Consider the following 15789-nt stretch of genomic DNA (forward strand, 5'->3'; position numbering starts at 1 on the left):
CACAAAAAAGCACTGAGTCATCAGTGCTTTTTAAGTTTTTATCTAAACGAATATACCGAAGCCTTGTTAAAACAACTCCGCAGGCATCGCCATAGTCGTCGCATCACCAGCTCTGACTTGAGCGATATGGTAATCCGCTTTTGGCAATAACTTATCAAAATAGAACTTAGACAAATAGACTTTCTGCTCGGCGAAAGCTTTATCTTCATGATCCGCAACCTTATCAACCATAGCCAACCAGTAGAAACCATACAGGGTGTAACCAAAGGCATCTAAAAAGTCGACCGCACACGCATTAATAAGTGCAGGCTGAGCCACTTTGCGATCATTAACTGACTCGGCGACTATAACTAATGCATCTAAACGTGCGCATACTGCCGCCACTTTCACCGCATCAACATGGGTGAATGCCCGCATTTGTGCCTTCAAGTCTGCCACAAATTCGTTTAATGCGGCTAAGTTATCGCCAGTGACTTTACGACCTAGGAAATCAATGGCTTGAATGCCATTGGTACCTTCATAAATCTGAGCGATACGGGTATCACGGACTAATTGCTCAATACCTGTTTCACGAATATAACCATGTCCACCAAAGACTTGTTGCGCCATGATAGTCGCATCTAGACCCCGATCGGTTAAAAATGCTTTCGCCACTGGCGTTAATAAACCCACATAACGCGCCGCTTTAGCCTTAACCTCATCTTGGGCATATTTTGCTAAATCCAGCTGTTGTCCTGTAAACACAGACAAAGCACGGCCCGCTTCTGTCATCGCACGAATGGTCAACAACATACGGCGCACATCGCCATGGACAATAATGGGATCAGAATCACTGCCCGTCGGTGAGCCGCCAGCGGCGATGCCTTGATTACGCTCTTTAGCGTAATCGGCCGCCATCTGGTACGCCGCCTGCGCACTGCCAAGTCCTTGAATACCAATCGCTAAACGCTCATAGTTCATCATAGTGAACATGCATACGAGGCCGCGATTAGGCTCGCCAATCAAGAAACCTTGGGCATTATCAAAATTCATCACACAAGTCGCAGAACCTTTAAGGCCCATCTTATGCTCGATAGACCCCACTGATACACCATTGGCATTGGCTAAGCTGCCATCGGTATTTACCGATATTTTAGGTACAAGGAAGAGTGAAATCCCTTTGCTATCCGGTAGCTTGGCAAGCACTAAGTGGATGACGTTTTCAGTTAAATCATGATCGCCACCCGTGATAAAAATCTTGCTGCCCGTGATGGCATAACTACCATCATCCTGCGGTAAAGCTCGAGTGCGAATATTACGCAGATCAGAACCCGCTTGCGGCTCCGTCATATCCATAGCACCCGCCCATTCGCCGGAATATAACTTAGGCAAATAAGCTTGTTTCAATTCTTCGCTGCCGTGGGCATTGATACATAAAGCCGCTCCCGCGGTTAACGAGCCATAAAGCGTAAACGCATTACAAGCACTGTAAGCCATTTCGTCGACTAAGATCCCCAGCATCTTCGGCATCCCCATGCCACCAAATTCAGGATCGCCACACAAACCAATCCAACCGCCCTGGGAATACTGCTCATAAACGGCTTTGTAGCCATCAGGGGTAATCACTTGATTGTCTTGATGCAACACGCCCTGCTCATCGCCCGTCCGGTTCAGCGGATGGATCAACTCACAACTGATCTTGGCTGCTTCTTCCAAAATGGCATTAGCCGTGTCGATATCGACCATTTCTGCAATCTCAGGCAATTGTGCCCAAGTGTTTGGGGCATCAAATACCTGTTCCAGTAGGAAACGCATATCCGTCAACGGGGCTTGGTAAGGATTCATTGGTAGACTCTTAAACGTAGGATTAAAACAGTTGTTTTAATTTATACCAGTTCACTGTAGAAAACAATCTCATTACAAATACAGCTGTGAATAATATAAAAGTATGCGAGTGTGCGAGCTAAATATAAATTTAACCCATAAAAAAACCCTTAAGCTTGAACTTAAGGGTCTCTATTTTATAAGCTTTACAACAGGATTGTCTTAGCGTTAGGTCACAGGCTTGTGGCAATTACCACATTAAATCATCAGGAATTGCGTAATCTGCATAGGGATCATCTTCAACGACCACAGCTTTAGATTCATCCTGTTGCCACAGATAACCACACCACTGCGGCACCAGCAGTTTAACTCGCTCGGCTAACTTATGTGGTACTAAGTAACTCTTATCTTCGTAACGCACTATGCCTAACTGCCCTTTAAGCAATTCTGCCTGCAGTTTTTCATCTATGTATAAAGAATAAATTTTATTATCAAGAGTATAGTTAAATTTCACTTCAGCATAAGCTGGGATCTTAATCGCAGACTTAGTGAACTCTGTGATTAAACCGCGCACTTGTCCACGCTCAGATGCCTCAGCAAAACGTTGCTCATTTAGCACTTTATCTTTTTGCGCCTGCAACCGTTTTTGCTCAGCCACTTCTTGCTTAAAAGCACTGGAGCCATCATCTATTCGTGATTTTTTATCACGGCGTTTTTGAGTCTTAACGTCGCGAACCTTTTGTTTACTGGCAAGCCCTGCTTTGAGTAGCTGCTCTTGTAATGCATTAGCCATGGATCATTACCTACTTAATTTCTATAAAATCAAAGTTCTCGATTTTGAATATCAATCATCTAAAACCAAACTACATTTTTGCGGCCAGTTCGCCAAGCTCTGTCATCGCTATACTGGCGCCGCCAAGTGACCAACCGCCATCGACCGGCAGCACAACTCCCGTAATATAAGAAGCTAATTCAGAGCCTAAGAATAGCGCGGCATTGGCGATATCCTGACCTGCGCCATTGCGTTTTAGCGGAACGGATTGAGCAACCTTTTGCTGTAATGCGGCACTGGGTGCAAGGCGATTAAAACCTTCAGTATTGGCGATGGGGCCAGGCATAATCGAATTAATTCTCAGCCCTTCACAGCCCCACTCTAACGCTAAAGTTCGCGTCAGCATATCCACACCCGCTTTAGCCGCACAAACATGCACTTGCATTGGCATAGCGATCGAAGCCTGCGGCGCCGAAATCTGGATAATATTGCCATTGGGGCGACGCAGCAAAGGATAAGCCTGCTTTAGCACTTGAAAACTGCCGAGCAAATCAATGTCCATCACCGACTTAAAACCATTGGCCGAAAGCTTTGCGGCGCTGGCGGGGAAATTCCCCGCCGCGCCGCTGACCAACACATCGATAAAACCAAACTCAGAAGCGATTTTATCAAAACCGACTTCAAGGGCGCTAAGATCGCGCACATCAAAACTCACACCCAAATGAATACCGTCAGGATTGGCCTGTTGCAACTGCAATACCGCGGCATCGATTTTATCTTGACTCCGGCTCGCAACGGCCACATTTGCGCCAGCCTGTGCGAACGCAATGGCAATCGCGAGATTTATCCCACTGGTTCCTCCGACAACGACAACATTCTTACCTTGATAGTTAAACATCGTAGCATTAAACATGGGCGTTCTCCGTGAACAGTGAGATAAGCACTCAGGATGTGATTCATTATTCTATGCTGTCATTCAAGATACTATTTCAACTTTTATCAATCATATCAAGGATACCAACAAGCGATTCCAAGCCTTTTTTATTTAAACGACGGTCAAACGGCTTTCAAACCGCGCTTTAGACGGCTAGTGTGGCGTCTATGCCAATGATTGGTGAATCGCTTGCAATGCCGCTAACGGATCGGCAGCTTTGGTGATTGGGCGGCCAATCACTAGGTAATCTGAACCGGCGGCAATCGCTTGAGGTGGCGTCATCACCCGATGTTGATCGCCAGCATCACTGCCAACTGGGCGGATCCCCGGCGTCACGAGCTTGAAATCATAACCTAACAGTGATTTCAAGGCTGTCGCTTCTTGGGCGGAACACACCACGCCATCGAGTCCCGCTTGCTGCGTGAGCTTCGCCAAACGTTGCACATGCTCAAACGCAGGAACATTGATGCCGAGTAATTTAAGATCGTCATCACTCATCGAGGTTAATACTGTGACCGCGATCAGCATAGGCGCTTTATCGCCGTATGGCAGCAAGGCTTTTTTTGCCGCTTCCATCATGGCTAAGCCACCGCTGGCATGTACGTTCGTCATCCATACGCCCAGCTCTGCGGCTGCGGCCACGGCTTTGGCGACAGTATTGGGAATATCGTGAAATTTCAAATCAAGGAATAAATCAAAACCACGATCATGGATATCTTTCACCAGTTGCGGGCCAAACAAGGTAAACATTTCTTTGCCGACTTTAAGGCGGCACATGTTGGGATCGAGTTTCTCTATCAGTTGTAAAGCATGGTTTTTATTATCGTAATCAAGCGCTACGAGGATAGGTTTAGTCGTCATCATCTCTCCAACGGGGTTACACAAACTGTGTATTCTTCTAATAGATTATTCGCCGTCTAGGCCTCGGATCCGTTTAATGCTGCCCCAGTTTTTACAGGAAGGACAATGCCAGTAAAGCGCATGGGAAGGAAAACCACACTCCTTACAACGGTAACTCGGACGGAATTTAATTTGTTGTTCAACGAGCTGCTCTAGCATAGTTAAACTTTGCTTAGCTTGCCCTTCTTCGGCTTGGCGCAAATGCATCTGCATCAAGTGCTGAAAACCTTTCATGGTCGGATGGCGATATAACGCATCGAGCACCATGGTCTCTGCCGCTTTAATCTCATCAAGACTTATCATGTGCTGCGCTAAGGCGACCACCACAGAAGCTCCAGCGCCATCGGCCATGGCGCCCGCGAGTAATTCTTGAAAACCTTCTTTATCTTGCGTGTCGCGATAAACTTGTTTGGCCGTTGGAATCGCATCGGCAAAAAGCTCGATATCGGCTTTTTTCAGTTGCAGCAGCATTTGCTTACACTGGGCATAATCTTGAATATCGAGGAATTTTTTCGCTAAGGTCAATAATGCACGACCGCATTGGGGATCTTGCTTCAGCGCTTGCTGTAGCAGTTTAATTTTCTGCGCGTCATCACTGGCTTCATCGGCTAACTGGCAATAGAAATGCGCCGTTAACGGCTTTAAAACTTGCTGACGTTTACGACTCAAACGCTTAGTGATATCAATGGCTTTCTGCCACTCTTTAATCACTTGATAGATAGCAATCAGCTGTGTTTCAGATTCTTCACTGTGATCGTCTTGGCTGACCAAGTTGATAAAGATTTCTTCGGCTCTGTCGTAAAAACCTGCTGCTAGATAATCTTTACCCAACTCCATCATAGCGATGTCACGCTGCTCATTGGTTAATGTAGGCCGCGCGATTAAATTTTGATGGATACGAATAGAGCGGTCGACCTCACCTCGCTTACGGAACAGCGAACCGAGTGACAGATGGGTATCGATGGTTTCATCGTCAACATCTAGCATACTGATAAACAAATCGACGGCTTTATCCGATTCGTTCGACAGTAAGAAATTGAGGCCAGTAAAATAATCCCGGCTCAATTGTTTACGTTGATTACTTTGATTCTGCCTTATGCTCCGTCGCCCCATATACCAGCCATAGGCGGCAGCAATGGGAAGCAACAGAAAGAGGATCTCAAGCATATTAGGCGTCTACATCCTGAGGGATTTTAGCGATCACTTGATTTAGTTTCTTTTTAGTTGCCGCTAAACTTAATTTCAAGCGAACAATATAGTAGCTAGCAAATAACCAACTCAAAATAAAACCAGCAAAAAAGACAATCGCTAACACAACAGGTAAACGATATTCACCCTGTGCGACAAAATAGCTGATGGTCACCACTTGTTCATTACGCGCGCCAAAAATCAACGCCAAAATAAATAACAGTGCCACAAGCACAGTTGCTACAAATGATTTCACGCTGCACTCCCTAAACGCGTTTCAATTTAATGATTATCCAAGAAATTTACTAAGCTGACCAGTATTGCCTTACAATAGATACAAAAAAGCCTCCTAACGGAGGCTTTTTACTATGCGGTCAATCACACATTAACGGCGTCAACACGCTCGCGCAGTTCTTTGCCTGGCTTAAAGTGCGGGACGTATTTACCTTCCAAATCGACTGATGAACCAGTCTTTGGATTACGGCCAGTCCGCGGTGCACGATAGTGAAGCGAGAAACTACCAAAGCCACGGATCTCAATACGATCACCGCTTTCTAATGTTGTTGCCATTTGCTCCAACATTTCTTTGATTGCGCCTTCAACCTCTTTCGCCGACAGCTGCGACTGCCTGGTGGCGAGTTTTTCGATAAGTTCAGATTTCGTCATCCTAGCTATCCCCTATTATCAAGCCAAACACAGTCGCCTAATGGGGAGAGATGTCTCCCCAAACAACAGGCGATTATTTACGAGCTGCTTTAAACGCTTCAGCCATTGCATTGCTAATAACAGCGTCATCTTGTTTGTTCAGAGTCGCCATTACTTCTTTCTCTTCAGCTTCGTCTTTCGCTTTGATTGACAGGCTGATAGAGCGGTTCTTACGGTCAACACCCATGAACTTAGCTTCGATTGCATCACCTACATTATAGACAGTAGATGCATCTTCGATACGCTCACGTGAAATGTCAGCTACACGGATGTAACCTTCAACAGTGTCAGCCAGTTCAACAGTCACACCTTTAGCATCAACAGCAGAAACAGTACCGTTTACGATAGTACCTTTCTTCTTGTCAGCCAAGTATGCGTTGAATGGATCATCTTCAGTTTGCTTAACACCTAAGCTGATGCGCTCACGCTCTGGATCTACAGACAGAACCACTGCATGGATTTCATCGCCTTTCTTGTATTCAGAAACTGCGTCTTCGCCAGTACCGTTCCAAGAAATGTCAGACAGGTGAACTAGACCATCGATACCGCCGTCAAGACCGATAAAGATACCGAAGTCAGTGATTGACTTGATCTTACCAGAAACCTTGTCGCCTTTGTTGTAACGAGTTGCGAAGTCATCCCATGGATTGGTCTTACATTGTTTCAGACCTAGAGAAATACGACGACGCTCTTCATCGATGTCCAGAACCAGAACTTCAACTTCATCACCTAAGTTAACCACTTTAGATGGGTGAATGTTCTTGTTAGTCCAATCCATTTCAGAAACGTGAACCAGACCTTCAACGCCTTCTTCGATTTCTACGAAGCAACCGTAGTCAGTTAGGTTAGTAACGCGACCAGTTAAACGTGTGTTTTCTGGGTAGCGTTTGCTGATTTCTAACCATGGATCTTCGCCAAGTTGTTTCAGACCTAGAGACACACGAGTGCGCTCACGATCGTACTTCAGTACTTTAACGTTGATTTCATCGCCAACATTGACGATTTCTGATGGATGTTTAACACGTTTCCACGCCATATCTGTGATATGTAGCAGACCGTCAACACCACCTAAATCTACGAATGCACCGTAGTCAGTCAGGTTCTTAACGATACCCTTAACTGCTTGACCTTCTTGCAGGTTTTCTAACAGTGCATCACGCTCAGCGCTGCTTTCTGATTCGATAACTGCACGACGAGAAACAACAACGTTGTTACGCTTCTGGTCTAGCTTGATAACTTTGAATTCTAATTCTTTGTACTCTAAGTGAGCGGTGTCGCGAACTGGGCGCACGTCAACTAGAGAACCTGGTAAGAAGGCACGGATACCGTTTAATTCAACAGTGAAACCGCCTTTAACTTTACCATTGATGATACCGATTACAGTTTCAGCATCTTCATAAGCTTTTTCCAGAACGATCCAAGCTTCATGACGTTTCGCTTTTTCGCGAGACAGTTGAGTCTCACCGAAGCCGTCTTCAACAGAGTCAAGAGCTACGTCAACTTCATCGCCAACTTGAATTTCTAAAACGCCTTGAGCGTTTTTGAATTGTTCAGCTGGGATTGGGCTTTCAGACTTCAGACCCGCGTCAACCAGTACCATACCGTTTTTGATTGATACAACAGTACCACGAACGATAGAGCCTGGACGGAATTCCAGAGTTTGAAGGGATTGTTCAAATAGATCAGCAAAAGATTCAGTCATGTTTAGGTTACTTTCTTTATTAAACCACTGTCCGTCCTAGACGTGGAGTCAGTCAAATTATCCGTATCATCCTTAATACGAATACCTATCCGGTGGACTAACTTAGTTAGTGCCGGATAATTTTTGGTTGATAAAGTTAAGCGCAAGCGCTAGCACTTCATCAATACCCTTACCGCTAGTATCGATAATGAGCGCGTCATCGGCGGGGACTAAAGGAGCCACCGGACGATTCATATCGCGGTCATCACGTTCGATAATTTCACTTAAAAGGCGCTCGATATTAACATCGAAGCCCTTGTCCTGCAACTGATTATAGCGTCTTTGGGCACGCTCTTCAGCTGAGGCGGTTAAATATAATTTTGCCGGCGCACTTGGGAAAACGACTGTTCCCATGTCACGACCATCGGCAATTAATCCTGGCGCCGTTTTAAAGGCCCGTTGGCGACGTAATAAGGCTTCTCTCACCCGTGGAAAGGCAGCGACTTTTGAAGCGGCATTCGAGCACTCTTGGGTGCGAATGTCGTTGGTGACGTCTTCACCTTCCAATATCACTTGAACCGGATCTTTATCATTGCCTGTTAGAAACTTCACATCCAGATGTGCCGCTAACAACGTGATAGACTCTTCATTTTCCAGTTCAACGTTATGATGAATTGCTGCAAGCGCAAGAACTCGGTAAATGGCACCACTATCAAGTAGTTGCCAACCTAGATGCTGAGCCAATAATTGACTAATTGTACCTTTGCCAGCACCACTTGGGCCGTCGATTGTGACTACAGGAGCCCGTTCAGACATACATTCCTCCGCAAAAAATAACCATCATCCGTGAGTTCATCAAGTGAGCCCCCGAAAATGAGCGCGCCGCATTGTACAACAAAAGACAAACAAAATCCGTGGATTTTTTATGAAGATTAGAAGCCGCACAAATACGGCTTGCTATTCTTGACATTGATGGTTGTAACAATGACGAAACAAACAGACTTAGCCTTGCAGGCTCGCAAACTGCTTAAAGTAGTCAGGGAATGTTTTAGAAGTACAGTCAGGATCATTGATGGTGATACCGCAATCGGCAAATGCCAGCATAGAAAAGCACATGGCCATGCGGTGATCGTTGTAGGTATCAATTTCAGCGGTGTTAATAACGGCTGGCGGGGTGATTTTAATGTAGTCATTCCCCTCTTCAACCTCGGCGCCCACTTTTCGCAGCTCAGTAGCCATTGCTGCTAAGCGGTCGGTTTCCTTGATGCGCCAGTTGTAAATATTGCGAATAACCGTCGTGCCTTTCGCAAATAGCGCGGCCGTAGCTATGGTCATAGCCGCATCGGGAATATGGTTCATATCTAAGTCGACGGCGGTTAATTGTGAGCCGCGGGCAATAATATAGTCATCGCCCCACTCGATATCTGCGCCCATTTTTTCGAGCACATCGGCAAATTTTACATCACCTTGAATACTCAAGCGGCCCACACCCGTGACTTTGACTTCGCCGCCTTTAATCGCCCCAGCGGCAAGGAAATACGATGCCGATGACGCATCGCCTTCTACCAGTACTTTGCCTGGTGATATATAACGCTGGCCTGCAACAATCTCAAAACGGGCATAGTCATGGTTAATGACTTTAACGCCGAACTGCGCCATCAAGGCGATAGTGATATCGATATAAGGCTTAGAGACTAACTCGCCTTTGACATGGATATTGACGCTGCCCTTAGCAAGCGGCGCAACCATCAACAAAGCCGTTAAAAACTGGCTCGATAAATCGCCTGCAATTTCAACATCACCGCCATTAAGGCCAGTGGCATTAATCGTCAGTGGCGGGAAACCGTCATTTTTAAGATAAACAATATTGGCACCGAGTTGCCTTAAGGCATCGACTAAATCGCCAATCGGACGCTCTTCCATACGTGGTTCGCCCGTGAGGGTAAATTCACCTTGGCCTAAGGTTAAGGCGGCGCATAAGGGGCGCATTGCGGTACCCGCATTGCCTAAAAACAATTCCTGCGCGGATGCTGAGGAAATCACACCACCTAAACCATCGAGTTCACACACAGTATTGTTTTGCGATAAACGGTAGTTCACCCCTAACTGCTTGAGGGAGGCCAGCATGTGGCGGATATCATCTGAATCGAGCAGATTGGTGAGCGTGGTAGTACCTTGGGCTAAGGTGGCCAATAATAAGGCTCGATTTGAAATACTTTTTGAGCCCGGAATATTGATTTCACCGTGGACTTGCACAACAGGTTCAAGACGTAATTGCTTCATGAATAAATCTTCTTTCTCTATAGGGCGTCATCATCACGATCACGCGGACTGAATACGCAAAATGGCAACTTCACGCTACAGCGCGTCAAGTTAAGATTACAAATAAAAGGAGATTGGGGCCTTGTTGGTGCTTCGTCGTTATAAAATTACCGATTGTCGCTAAGGATTCAACCGTTTTTTCGAGAAAAATGGCATTTTGGTCAGATTATTTGCTGAGATCAGTGTAAAAACAACAAAAACGCAAAATTTAAGTGGTTAATTTATGATTTAACCGTATTTTTGGCAGGCTTTTTTGCCAAGATAACTGGCGTGTAATCACAGTTTTCACTTTAATTACTTTACCTTTCCGCGCTATTCTAGCCTCCAAACGATAAATAACGCATATCTGATACGAACAATCACGTTTGCACTATAACCAGAAAGGTAGATGGAGCTATGTTTAACTCACTCATCGCAATGCCAGCGGACCCCATCCTTGGCTTGTTAACTCAGTACCGCGAAGACTCTCACCCACAAAAAGTGGATTTAGGTGTGGGCGTTTATAAAGATCCTACCGGCGTTACCCCTATTCTAAGCTGCGTGAAAAAAGCGGAAAAATTCCGTCTCGATACCGAAACCACCAAAGTGTATATCGGCCCAACAGGCTCACCACAATTCAACACCTTGATGACGGAATTAGCCTTTGGTGCTGGCCACAGTGCCATTATCGCTAACCGTATCCGCACCGTTTCAACACCCGGTGGTACAGGCGCGCTGCGCGTGGCGGGTGACTTTATCAAACGCTGCAACCCGAATGCCGTGTTATGGGTAAGCGATCCAACTTGGGCAAACCATATCGGTTTATTCGAAGCAGCTGGTATTACTGTTAAAACCTATCCTTACTATGACTACGATAGCAAATCATTGAAATTTGATGAGATGCTTGCTGCATTATCGCAAGTAAGTCCTGATGATGTGGTGTTATTCCACGCCTGTTGCCATAACCCAAGCGGAATGGATTTAACCACAGAGCAATGGGATAAAGTGGTTGCCCTTACAAAAGAGCAAGGCTTTACGCCACTGATTGACATGGCCTACCAAGGCTTTGGTGATGGCGTTGATATTGATGCCTACGGCGTGCGTCATATGGCGGCAGCGGTCGATAATATGATCCTGTGCAGCTCATGCTCGAAAAACTTCGGTTTGTACCGTGAGCGTATTGGTTCCTGCTCTGTGATTGCCAAAGATGCCAATACCGCCAATATCGCGCAATCGGTACTGCTTTATGTGGTTCGCTGCCTTTACTCTATGCCACCTGCCCATGGTGCGGCGATTGTTGAGACGATTTTAGGATCAAAAGAATTAACCCAAGAATGGCTTGATGAGCTGAAAGTGATGCGCGATCGCATCAACGGCAACCGCGCCATTTTAGTGGATAAACTTAAAGCCAACGGCGTAAACCGTGACTTTAGCTTTATCGCCCGCCAAAAAGGTATGTTCTCTTTCCTTGGGGTGGCTCCAGAGCAAGTGGCGCGCCTACAAAAAGAATTCAGCATCTATATGGTAGGTTCAAGTCGCATCAGTATTGCTGGGATCAGTGAAGATAACGTCGATTACTTAGCCCAATCAATTGCTAAAGTGCTCTAAGCGCCGCTGAGTTTATCTGCACCGCTCACTCTGCTGTATTCCCGCAATAAAGAGATACAGCAGAGTTCATTTACCGCCTAATGTATTCAATTTTTCAATCATCCCACCCGATAAGTTTTGACAGTTTATTATCCTCTGTTGCATATCCCCCAATATGACAAACACCACCACGTCTCACTGTTCAAGCATTTATTTTCAATCGTAAAACCACATTCTAGCGATTTTGGCATCGCGGCGTTATCGCAATAAGCCACAAATTGTGACCTCGGTCGGCGGATTTCCATTTCATTAATCAGGACTGCAGCTATTTTCACTTTTTAAAGCCAACGCCACTGAGTAAATTAGTGGTTATCATAGAACTTGTGGATATTCCGCCATGTTATTACCAGATAGATTAGTGCAAATCGTTACTAGCCCTCAGCTTTCACCCAAGCAAAAATCCAACTATTTAGCATTAGAAGCGGAAGCCAGTTTGCCCTATATGTCGATATCGCCCGAGGTAAAAGCGGCGATGAATGACGGTATTATTTGCGACATGTTTGAAGGCCATGCGCCGTTTAAACCACGCTATGTGTTGCCAGATTATGCCCGCTACCTTCAACAAGGCTCTGAATACTTAGAGTTATCAGCGGCAAAAAACTTGGACGAAGCTATCAATGCCTTAACGATTCTGTATCATCACGTGCCATCGGTGACCAATATCCCCGTGTATTTAGGTCAGCTGGATGACATTTTGATGCCTTTCGTTGAAGGAATAGATTCAGAAGTCCTTTATCGTAAATTAAAGCTGTTCTGGATCATGCTCGACAGAACCCTGCCCGATGCCTTTATGCACGTGAATATTGGCCCTACAGATAACATCGTTTGCCGCACCCTACTGCGCATTGATGCAGAGTTAAAACAAGTTGCCCCCAATTTGACCTTTATGTACGACCCCGCCGTCACGCCGGATGAATTGTTGTTGCTTGCGACCACCAATATTTGTCAGTGCAGTAAGCCGCATATCGCGAATTACCCACTGCATACCAGTGCGTTTGATGAGCGCGGTTTTGGTATTGTCAGTTGCTACAACGCGTTGCCGTTAGCGGGCGGCGCCAATACCTTAGTTCGACTGAATCTTAAAGAAGTGGCGTTAAAGGCCAATTCTATAAACGATTTTTTTGATACTGTATTGCCAAATTACTGCTCACTCACCTTCGAGCTCATTGAAGCGCGCTCGGCATTTTTGCATCAAGAATCACACTTCTTTGACAGCTTTTTAGTTAAAGAGCAATTGATTGATGAATCGCGCTTTGCACCCATGTTTGGTATTTACGGCATGGCAGAAGCCGTGAATATTCTGCGGACATTCACGACTACTGATGCAACGAAGTTATCTCAACGAGATCAACACACTGGCTATGGTCATCAGGCAGATGCAAATCAACTTGGCTACCGTATTTCTGCCACGCTCGATACCATAGTGAAATCTACACCCGTCGCCCATGGTTACCATGGGCGGGCACTACTGCATTCACAGGGCGGTATTAGTATCGACAACGATGTGACCCCAGGCGTTCGTATTCCCTATGGTATTGAACCGAATCCCATCGCCCATATTCAAGCCTTAGCGCAGCATCATCAGTATTATACGGCGGGGATTAGCGATATTTTGACCATAGATGAAACTGTAAAATCCAATCCTCAAGCCATGTTCCAACTGTGTAAAGCCGCACTTGAGTTAGGTTTTAGGGAGTTTACCGCCAATGTCGCCTCTAACGATTTAATGCGCGTGACTGGCTATATGGTAAAACGCTCAGATATTAAAGCGTTTAAACAGTGCGGCTCGCGTCTCAATACCACAGGCTTAGCCGCAGAAGCTGCGGTTAATACGGGAATATTGCAACGACAAGCACGCGTTATCGCCCATGAGCACTCCCCCCTGTGTTGTTAAATGAACCGGCCATAAATAAACAGGCAATAGTCAGTCAGCTATTGCCCTTTTCATGCGTCGACGGGCCTGGCAGCAGGCTCGTGTTATTCTTGCAGGGCTGCAACTATCAATGCAAAAACTGCCATAACCCACATACCATAGGTTTATGCGATGCCTGTGGCGATTGTGTCACCACCTGCCCTGAAAATGCGCTGACATTGATAAATCTCAATAATAAGCCTCGTATTCACTGGGATAGTGAGCGTTGTAGCCAATGCGATACCTGCCTTGCCGTATGCCCAAAACAAGCGAGCCCCAAGCTCACTCGTTACACCGTTGAGGATATACTGACGATTCTCCATAGTCAGCGTCACTTTATTAATGGCATTACGGTTAGCGGCGGCGAAGCGAGCCTGCAACTGCCGTTTATTATTGGGTTGTTTCAAGCGATTAAGGCCACAAAGCCGTTATCACACCTGACTTGTATGCTCGACACCAATGGCAGTTTGAGTCTAACGGGATGGCATAAACTGCTGCCGTTTTTAGATGGCGCTATGGTGGATCTTAAAGCGTGGCAACAGGATACCCATAGGTATATTACCGGTCGTGATAACCATGCCGTGTTCAAATCAATCCAGTTATTGGCTAAACAGCAAAAACTGTATGAGGTGAGATTGCTGCACATTCCAAGCATCACGGATTACGAGGAAGAAATAGAAGCACTAGCGACCTATTTACTTCTGCTAGGCCCAGATACGCGAGTTAAGTTAAATGCCTTTCACCATCATGGTGTTGTCGATGCAGCACTCAATTGGCCAAGCTGTAAACAAGCCGATATTGAACGCTTAGCCGCAACCCTTGCAAAGCGAGGCGTAACCAATCTCATGTTACCTTCTATATACCTTTAACGACTGCAAAACAAAATTTGCTCATAAAGCCAGCGCAGCGCGGGATCTTTCATGCTTTGACTATGCCAAACTAGGCTGTAAGCCACTTTGCCATATTCTATGGGTAAAGATTTAATCGTTAAGCCTTGAGCTTGGCTGGCAATAGATGCCCAGCGGCGCGAGCAGGTAAAGAGCAACTCACTGTGATGGCACATTAACGCAGCACTGCCAAAGTCTGGGACCGAAATGGGAACGGCACGTTTTTTAGATTGCTGGGCGAGCAAAATATCAAAAAAAGGCGTGCTCAGATCTGTGTCTGTAATGCCAATATGGCTAAAACTCAGGTAATCATCGAAGCTGATATGCGGCTGTTTAGCCAAGGGATGGGATGAATTCATCAGGCAGATCATTTCATCGCTAAACAAGGTTTCCCACACCAGATCGTCTTGAAGAGGATTAGGTTGACTCAGATCATGGGGTAACAGCACAAAGTCTAATGTACCTTTAAGCAATCCATCAAAACCAATATTGTCTTTGCTGTAAATATCGAGGCGGATATTAGGAGCCAAGCTCAGAATATGGGCGCTGAGCTTGGCGGCCAGCAGCTCAAAGGTACTTTCGCGCATCGCAAGCGAAAAACGCCCCTCAAAATGTGCAGGGTTAAACGCATCCTGACTCATGATCTGATTCATATCATTGATCATTTGCTGCACGCTAGGCCCTAATCGTCTTGCCAATGGGGTTGCTACCAGTGAGTTGCCGTTACGATAGAACAGTTCATCGTTCAAGCTGTCCCTGAGCTGGCTTAAGGTTTTACTGACGGATGAGGGGCTTAAACATAAACGTTCGGCGCTGGCGGTTACACTCAGGGTATCGAGCATCACATGCAAAGTGATCAAATGCTTCATACTAATCCGCGAAAGCTTGGCCAAATCCATCGGTGACATCCTATTGATTTATCGTGTACACGCATTTAAAGATACGTTCTTTTAATCATGATAAACAATAACATATAACTAACCCAGCATCTTACTCAGTAATGCGCGTCAGCTCACAGGCTTTCTCAAAACGAGTGTTCTTGAAGGCATCTGGTCTCAA

Annotated in this window: 13 protein-coding genes and 1 pseudogene; 3 read left to right on the top strand and 11 right to left on the bottom strand. The window is 45.8% G+C overall.

Annotation, left to right across the window (positions count from 1 at the left end; translation table 11 throughout):
• Window positions 1–66 precede the first annotated feature (66 nt).
• From L5M40_RS01380 to aroA, 10 genes and pseudogenes are all read right to left on the bottom strand, one after another.
• Window positions 67–1824 (bottom strand): acyl-CoA dehydrogenase family protein, encoded by a 1758-nt coding sequence (locus L5M40_RS01380; RefSeq protein ID WP_168827074.1) that lies wholly within the window; start codon window positions 1822–1824, stop codon window positions 67–69.
• 229 nt (window positions 1825–2053) lie between these two features.
• Window positions 2054–2596 carry a DUF2058 domain-containing protein gene (locus L5M40_RS01385; protein ID WP_263176174.1) on the bottom strand — a complete coding sequence of 181 codons (543 nt, stop codon included), beginning with the start codon at window positions 2594–2596 and terminating at the stop codon, window positions 2054–2056.
• A 70-nt stretch (window positions 2597–2666) separates the two neighbouring features.
• Window positions 2667–3488 carry an SDR family oxidoreductase gene (locus L5M40_RS01390; RefSeq protein WP_028759878.1) on the bottom strand — a complete coding sequence of 274 codons (822 nt, stop codon included), beginning with the start codon at window positions 3486–3488 and terminating at the stop codon, window positions 2667–2669.
• Between the two features lie 186 nt (window positions 3489–3674).
• Complete coding sequence (gene pyrF, locus L5M40_RS01395; RefSeq protein WP_263176238.1) at window positions 3675–4370, bottom strand: orotidine-5'-phosphate decarboxylase; 696 nt, start codon at window positions 4368–4370, stop codon at window positions 3675–3677.
• Between the two features lie 45 nt (window positions 4371–4415).
• Window positions 4416–5576, bottom strand: coding sequence for a lipopolysaccharide assembly protein LapB (gene lapB, locus L5M40_RS01400; RefSeq protein WP_113940394.1), 1161 nt, complete (start codon window positions 5574–5576; stop codon window positions 4416–4418).
• Window position 5577: 1 nt separating this feature from the next.
• Window positions 5578–5853, bottom strand: coding sequence for a LapA family protein (locus L5M40_RS01405; protein ID WP_028759876.1), 276 nt, complete (start codon window positions 5851–5853; stop codon window positions 5578–5580).
• Window positions 5854–5975: 122 nt separating this feature from the next.
• Window positions 5976–6263 (bottom strand): integration host factor subunit beta, encoded by a 288-nt coding sequence (gene ihfB, locus L5M40_RS01410; protein ID WP_006081718.1) that lies wholly within the window; start codon window positions 6261–6263, stop codon window positions 5976–5978.
• Between the two features lie 73 nt (window positions 6264–6336).
• A pseudogene (rpsA, locus tag L5M40_RS01415) lies at window positions 6337–8007 on the bottom strand (30S ribosomal protein S1); the annotation flags it as partial.
• Between the two features lie 99 nt (window positions 8008–8106).
• Window positions 8107–8799, bottom strand: coding sequence for a (d)CMP kinase (gene cmk / locus L5M40_RS01420; RefSeq protein WP_028759874.1), 693 nt, complete (start codon window positions 8797–8799; stop codon window positions 8107–8109).
• A gap of 186 nt (window positions 8800–8985) precedes the next feature.
• Window positions 8986–10266 (bottom strand): 3-phosphoshikimate 1-carboxyvinyltransferase, encoded by a 1281-nt coding sequence (gene aroA, locus L5M40_RS01425; protein ID WP_263148166.1) that lies wholly within the window; start codon window positions 10264–10266, stop codon window positions 8986–8988.
• 435 nt (window positions 10267–10701) lie between these two features.
• Between aroA and L5M40_RS01430 the strand changes: the two genes are divergently transcribed.
• The 3 genes from L5M40_RS01430 to L5M40_RS01440 all read left to right on the top strand — a co-directional run bounded on the left by L5M40_RS01430 (window position 10702) and on the right by L5M40_RS01440 (window position 14712).
• A complete protein-coding gene (locus L5M40_RS01430; protein WP_263172078.1) occupies window positions 10702–11892 on the top strand; it encodes an amino acid aminotransferase in 1191 nt (396 codons plus the stop codon).
• Window positions 11893–12268: 376 nt separating this feature from the next.
• Window positions 12269–13825, top strand: coding sequence for a YjjI family glycine radical enzyme (locus tag L5M40_RS01435; RefSeq protein ID WP_263176176.1), 1557 nt, complete (start codon window positions 12269–12271; stop codon window positions 13823–13825).
• 26 nt (window positions 13826–13851) lie between these two features.
• A complete protein-coding gene (locus tag L5M40_RS01440) occupies window positions 13852–14712 on the top strand; it encodes a YjjW family glycine radical enzyme activase (protein ID WP_263176240.1) in 861 nt (286 codons plus the stop codon).
• Here the strand turns inward: L5M40_RS01440 and L5M40_RS01445 are convergent.
• Window positions 14709–15629, bottom strand: a complete 921-nt coding sequence (locus tag L5M40_RS01445; protein WP_105252555.1) for a LysR family transcriptional regulator — start codon at window positions 15627–15629, stop codon at window positions 14709–14711. The genes L5M40_RS01440 and L5M40_RS01445 overlap by 4 nt on opposite strands.
• Window positions 15630–15789: the final 160 nt, after the last annotated feature.

It is taken from the genome of Shewanella sp. SM68 (assembly GCF_025653925.1).
Lineage (GTDB): Bacteria > Pseudomonadota > Gammaproteobacteria > Enterobacterales > Shewanellaceae > Shewanella > Shewanella oncorhynchi.

Coding starts and splice junctions, on each gene's coding strand:
- L5M40_RS01380 (WP_168827074.1), bottom strand. CDS start 1,824: ATGAATCCTTACCAAGCCCCGTTGACGGATATGCGTTTCCTACTGGAA.
- L5M40_RS01385 (WP_263176174.1), bottom strand. CDS start 2,596: ATGGCTAATGCATTACAAGAGCAGCTACTCAAAGCAGGGCTTGCCAGT.
- L5M40_RS01390 (WP_028759878.1), bottom strand. CDS start 3,488: ATGTTTAATGCTACGATGTTTAACTATCAAGGTAAGAATGTTGTCGTT.
- pyrF (WP_263176238.1), bottom strand. CDS start 4,370: ATGACGACTAAACCTATCCTCGTAGCGCTTGATTACGATAATAAAAAC.
- lapB (WP_113940394.1), bottom strand. CDS start 5,576: ATGCTTGAGATCCTCTTTCTGTTGCTTCCCATTGCTGCCGCCTATGGC.
- ihfB (WP_006081718.1), bottom strand. CDS start 6,263: ATGACGAAATCTGAACTTATCGAAAAACTCGCCACCAGGCAGTCGCAG.
- cmk (WP_028759874.1), bottom strand. CDS start 8,799: ATGTCTGAACGGGCTCCTGTAGTCACAATCGACGGCCCAAGTGGTGCT.
- aroA (WP_263148166.1), bottom strand. CDS start 10,266: ATGAAGCAATTACGTCTTGAACCTGTTGTGCAAGTCCACGGTGAAATC.
- L5M40_RS01430 (WP_263172078.1), top strand. CDS start 10,702: ATGTTTAACTCACTCATCGCAATGCCAGCGGACCCCATCCTTGGCTTG.
- L5M40_RS01435 (WP_263176176.1), top strand. CDS start 12,269: ATGTTATTACCAGATAGATTAGTGCAAATCGTTACTAGCCCTCAGCTT.
- L5M40_RS01445 (WP_105252555.1), bottom strand. CDS start 15,629: ATGGATTTGGCCAAGCTTTCGCGGATTAGTATGAAGCATTTGATCACT.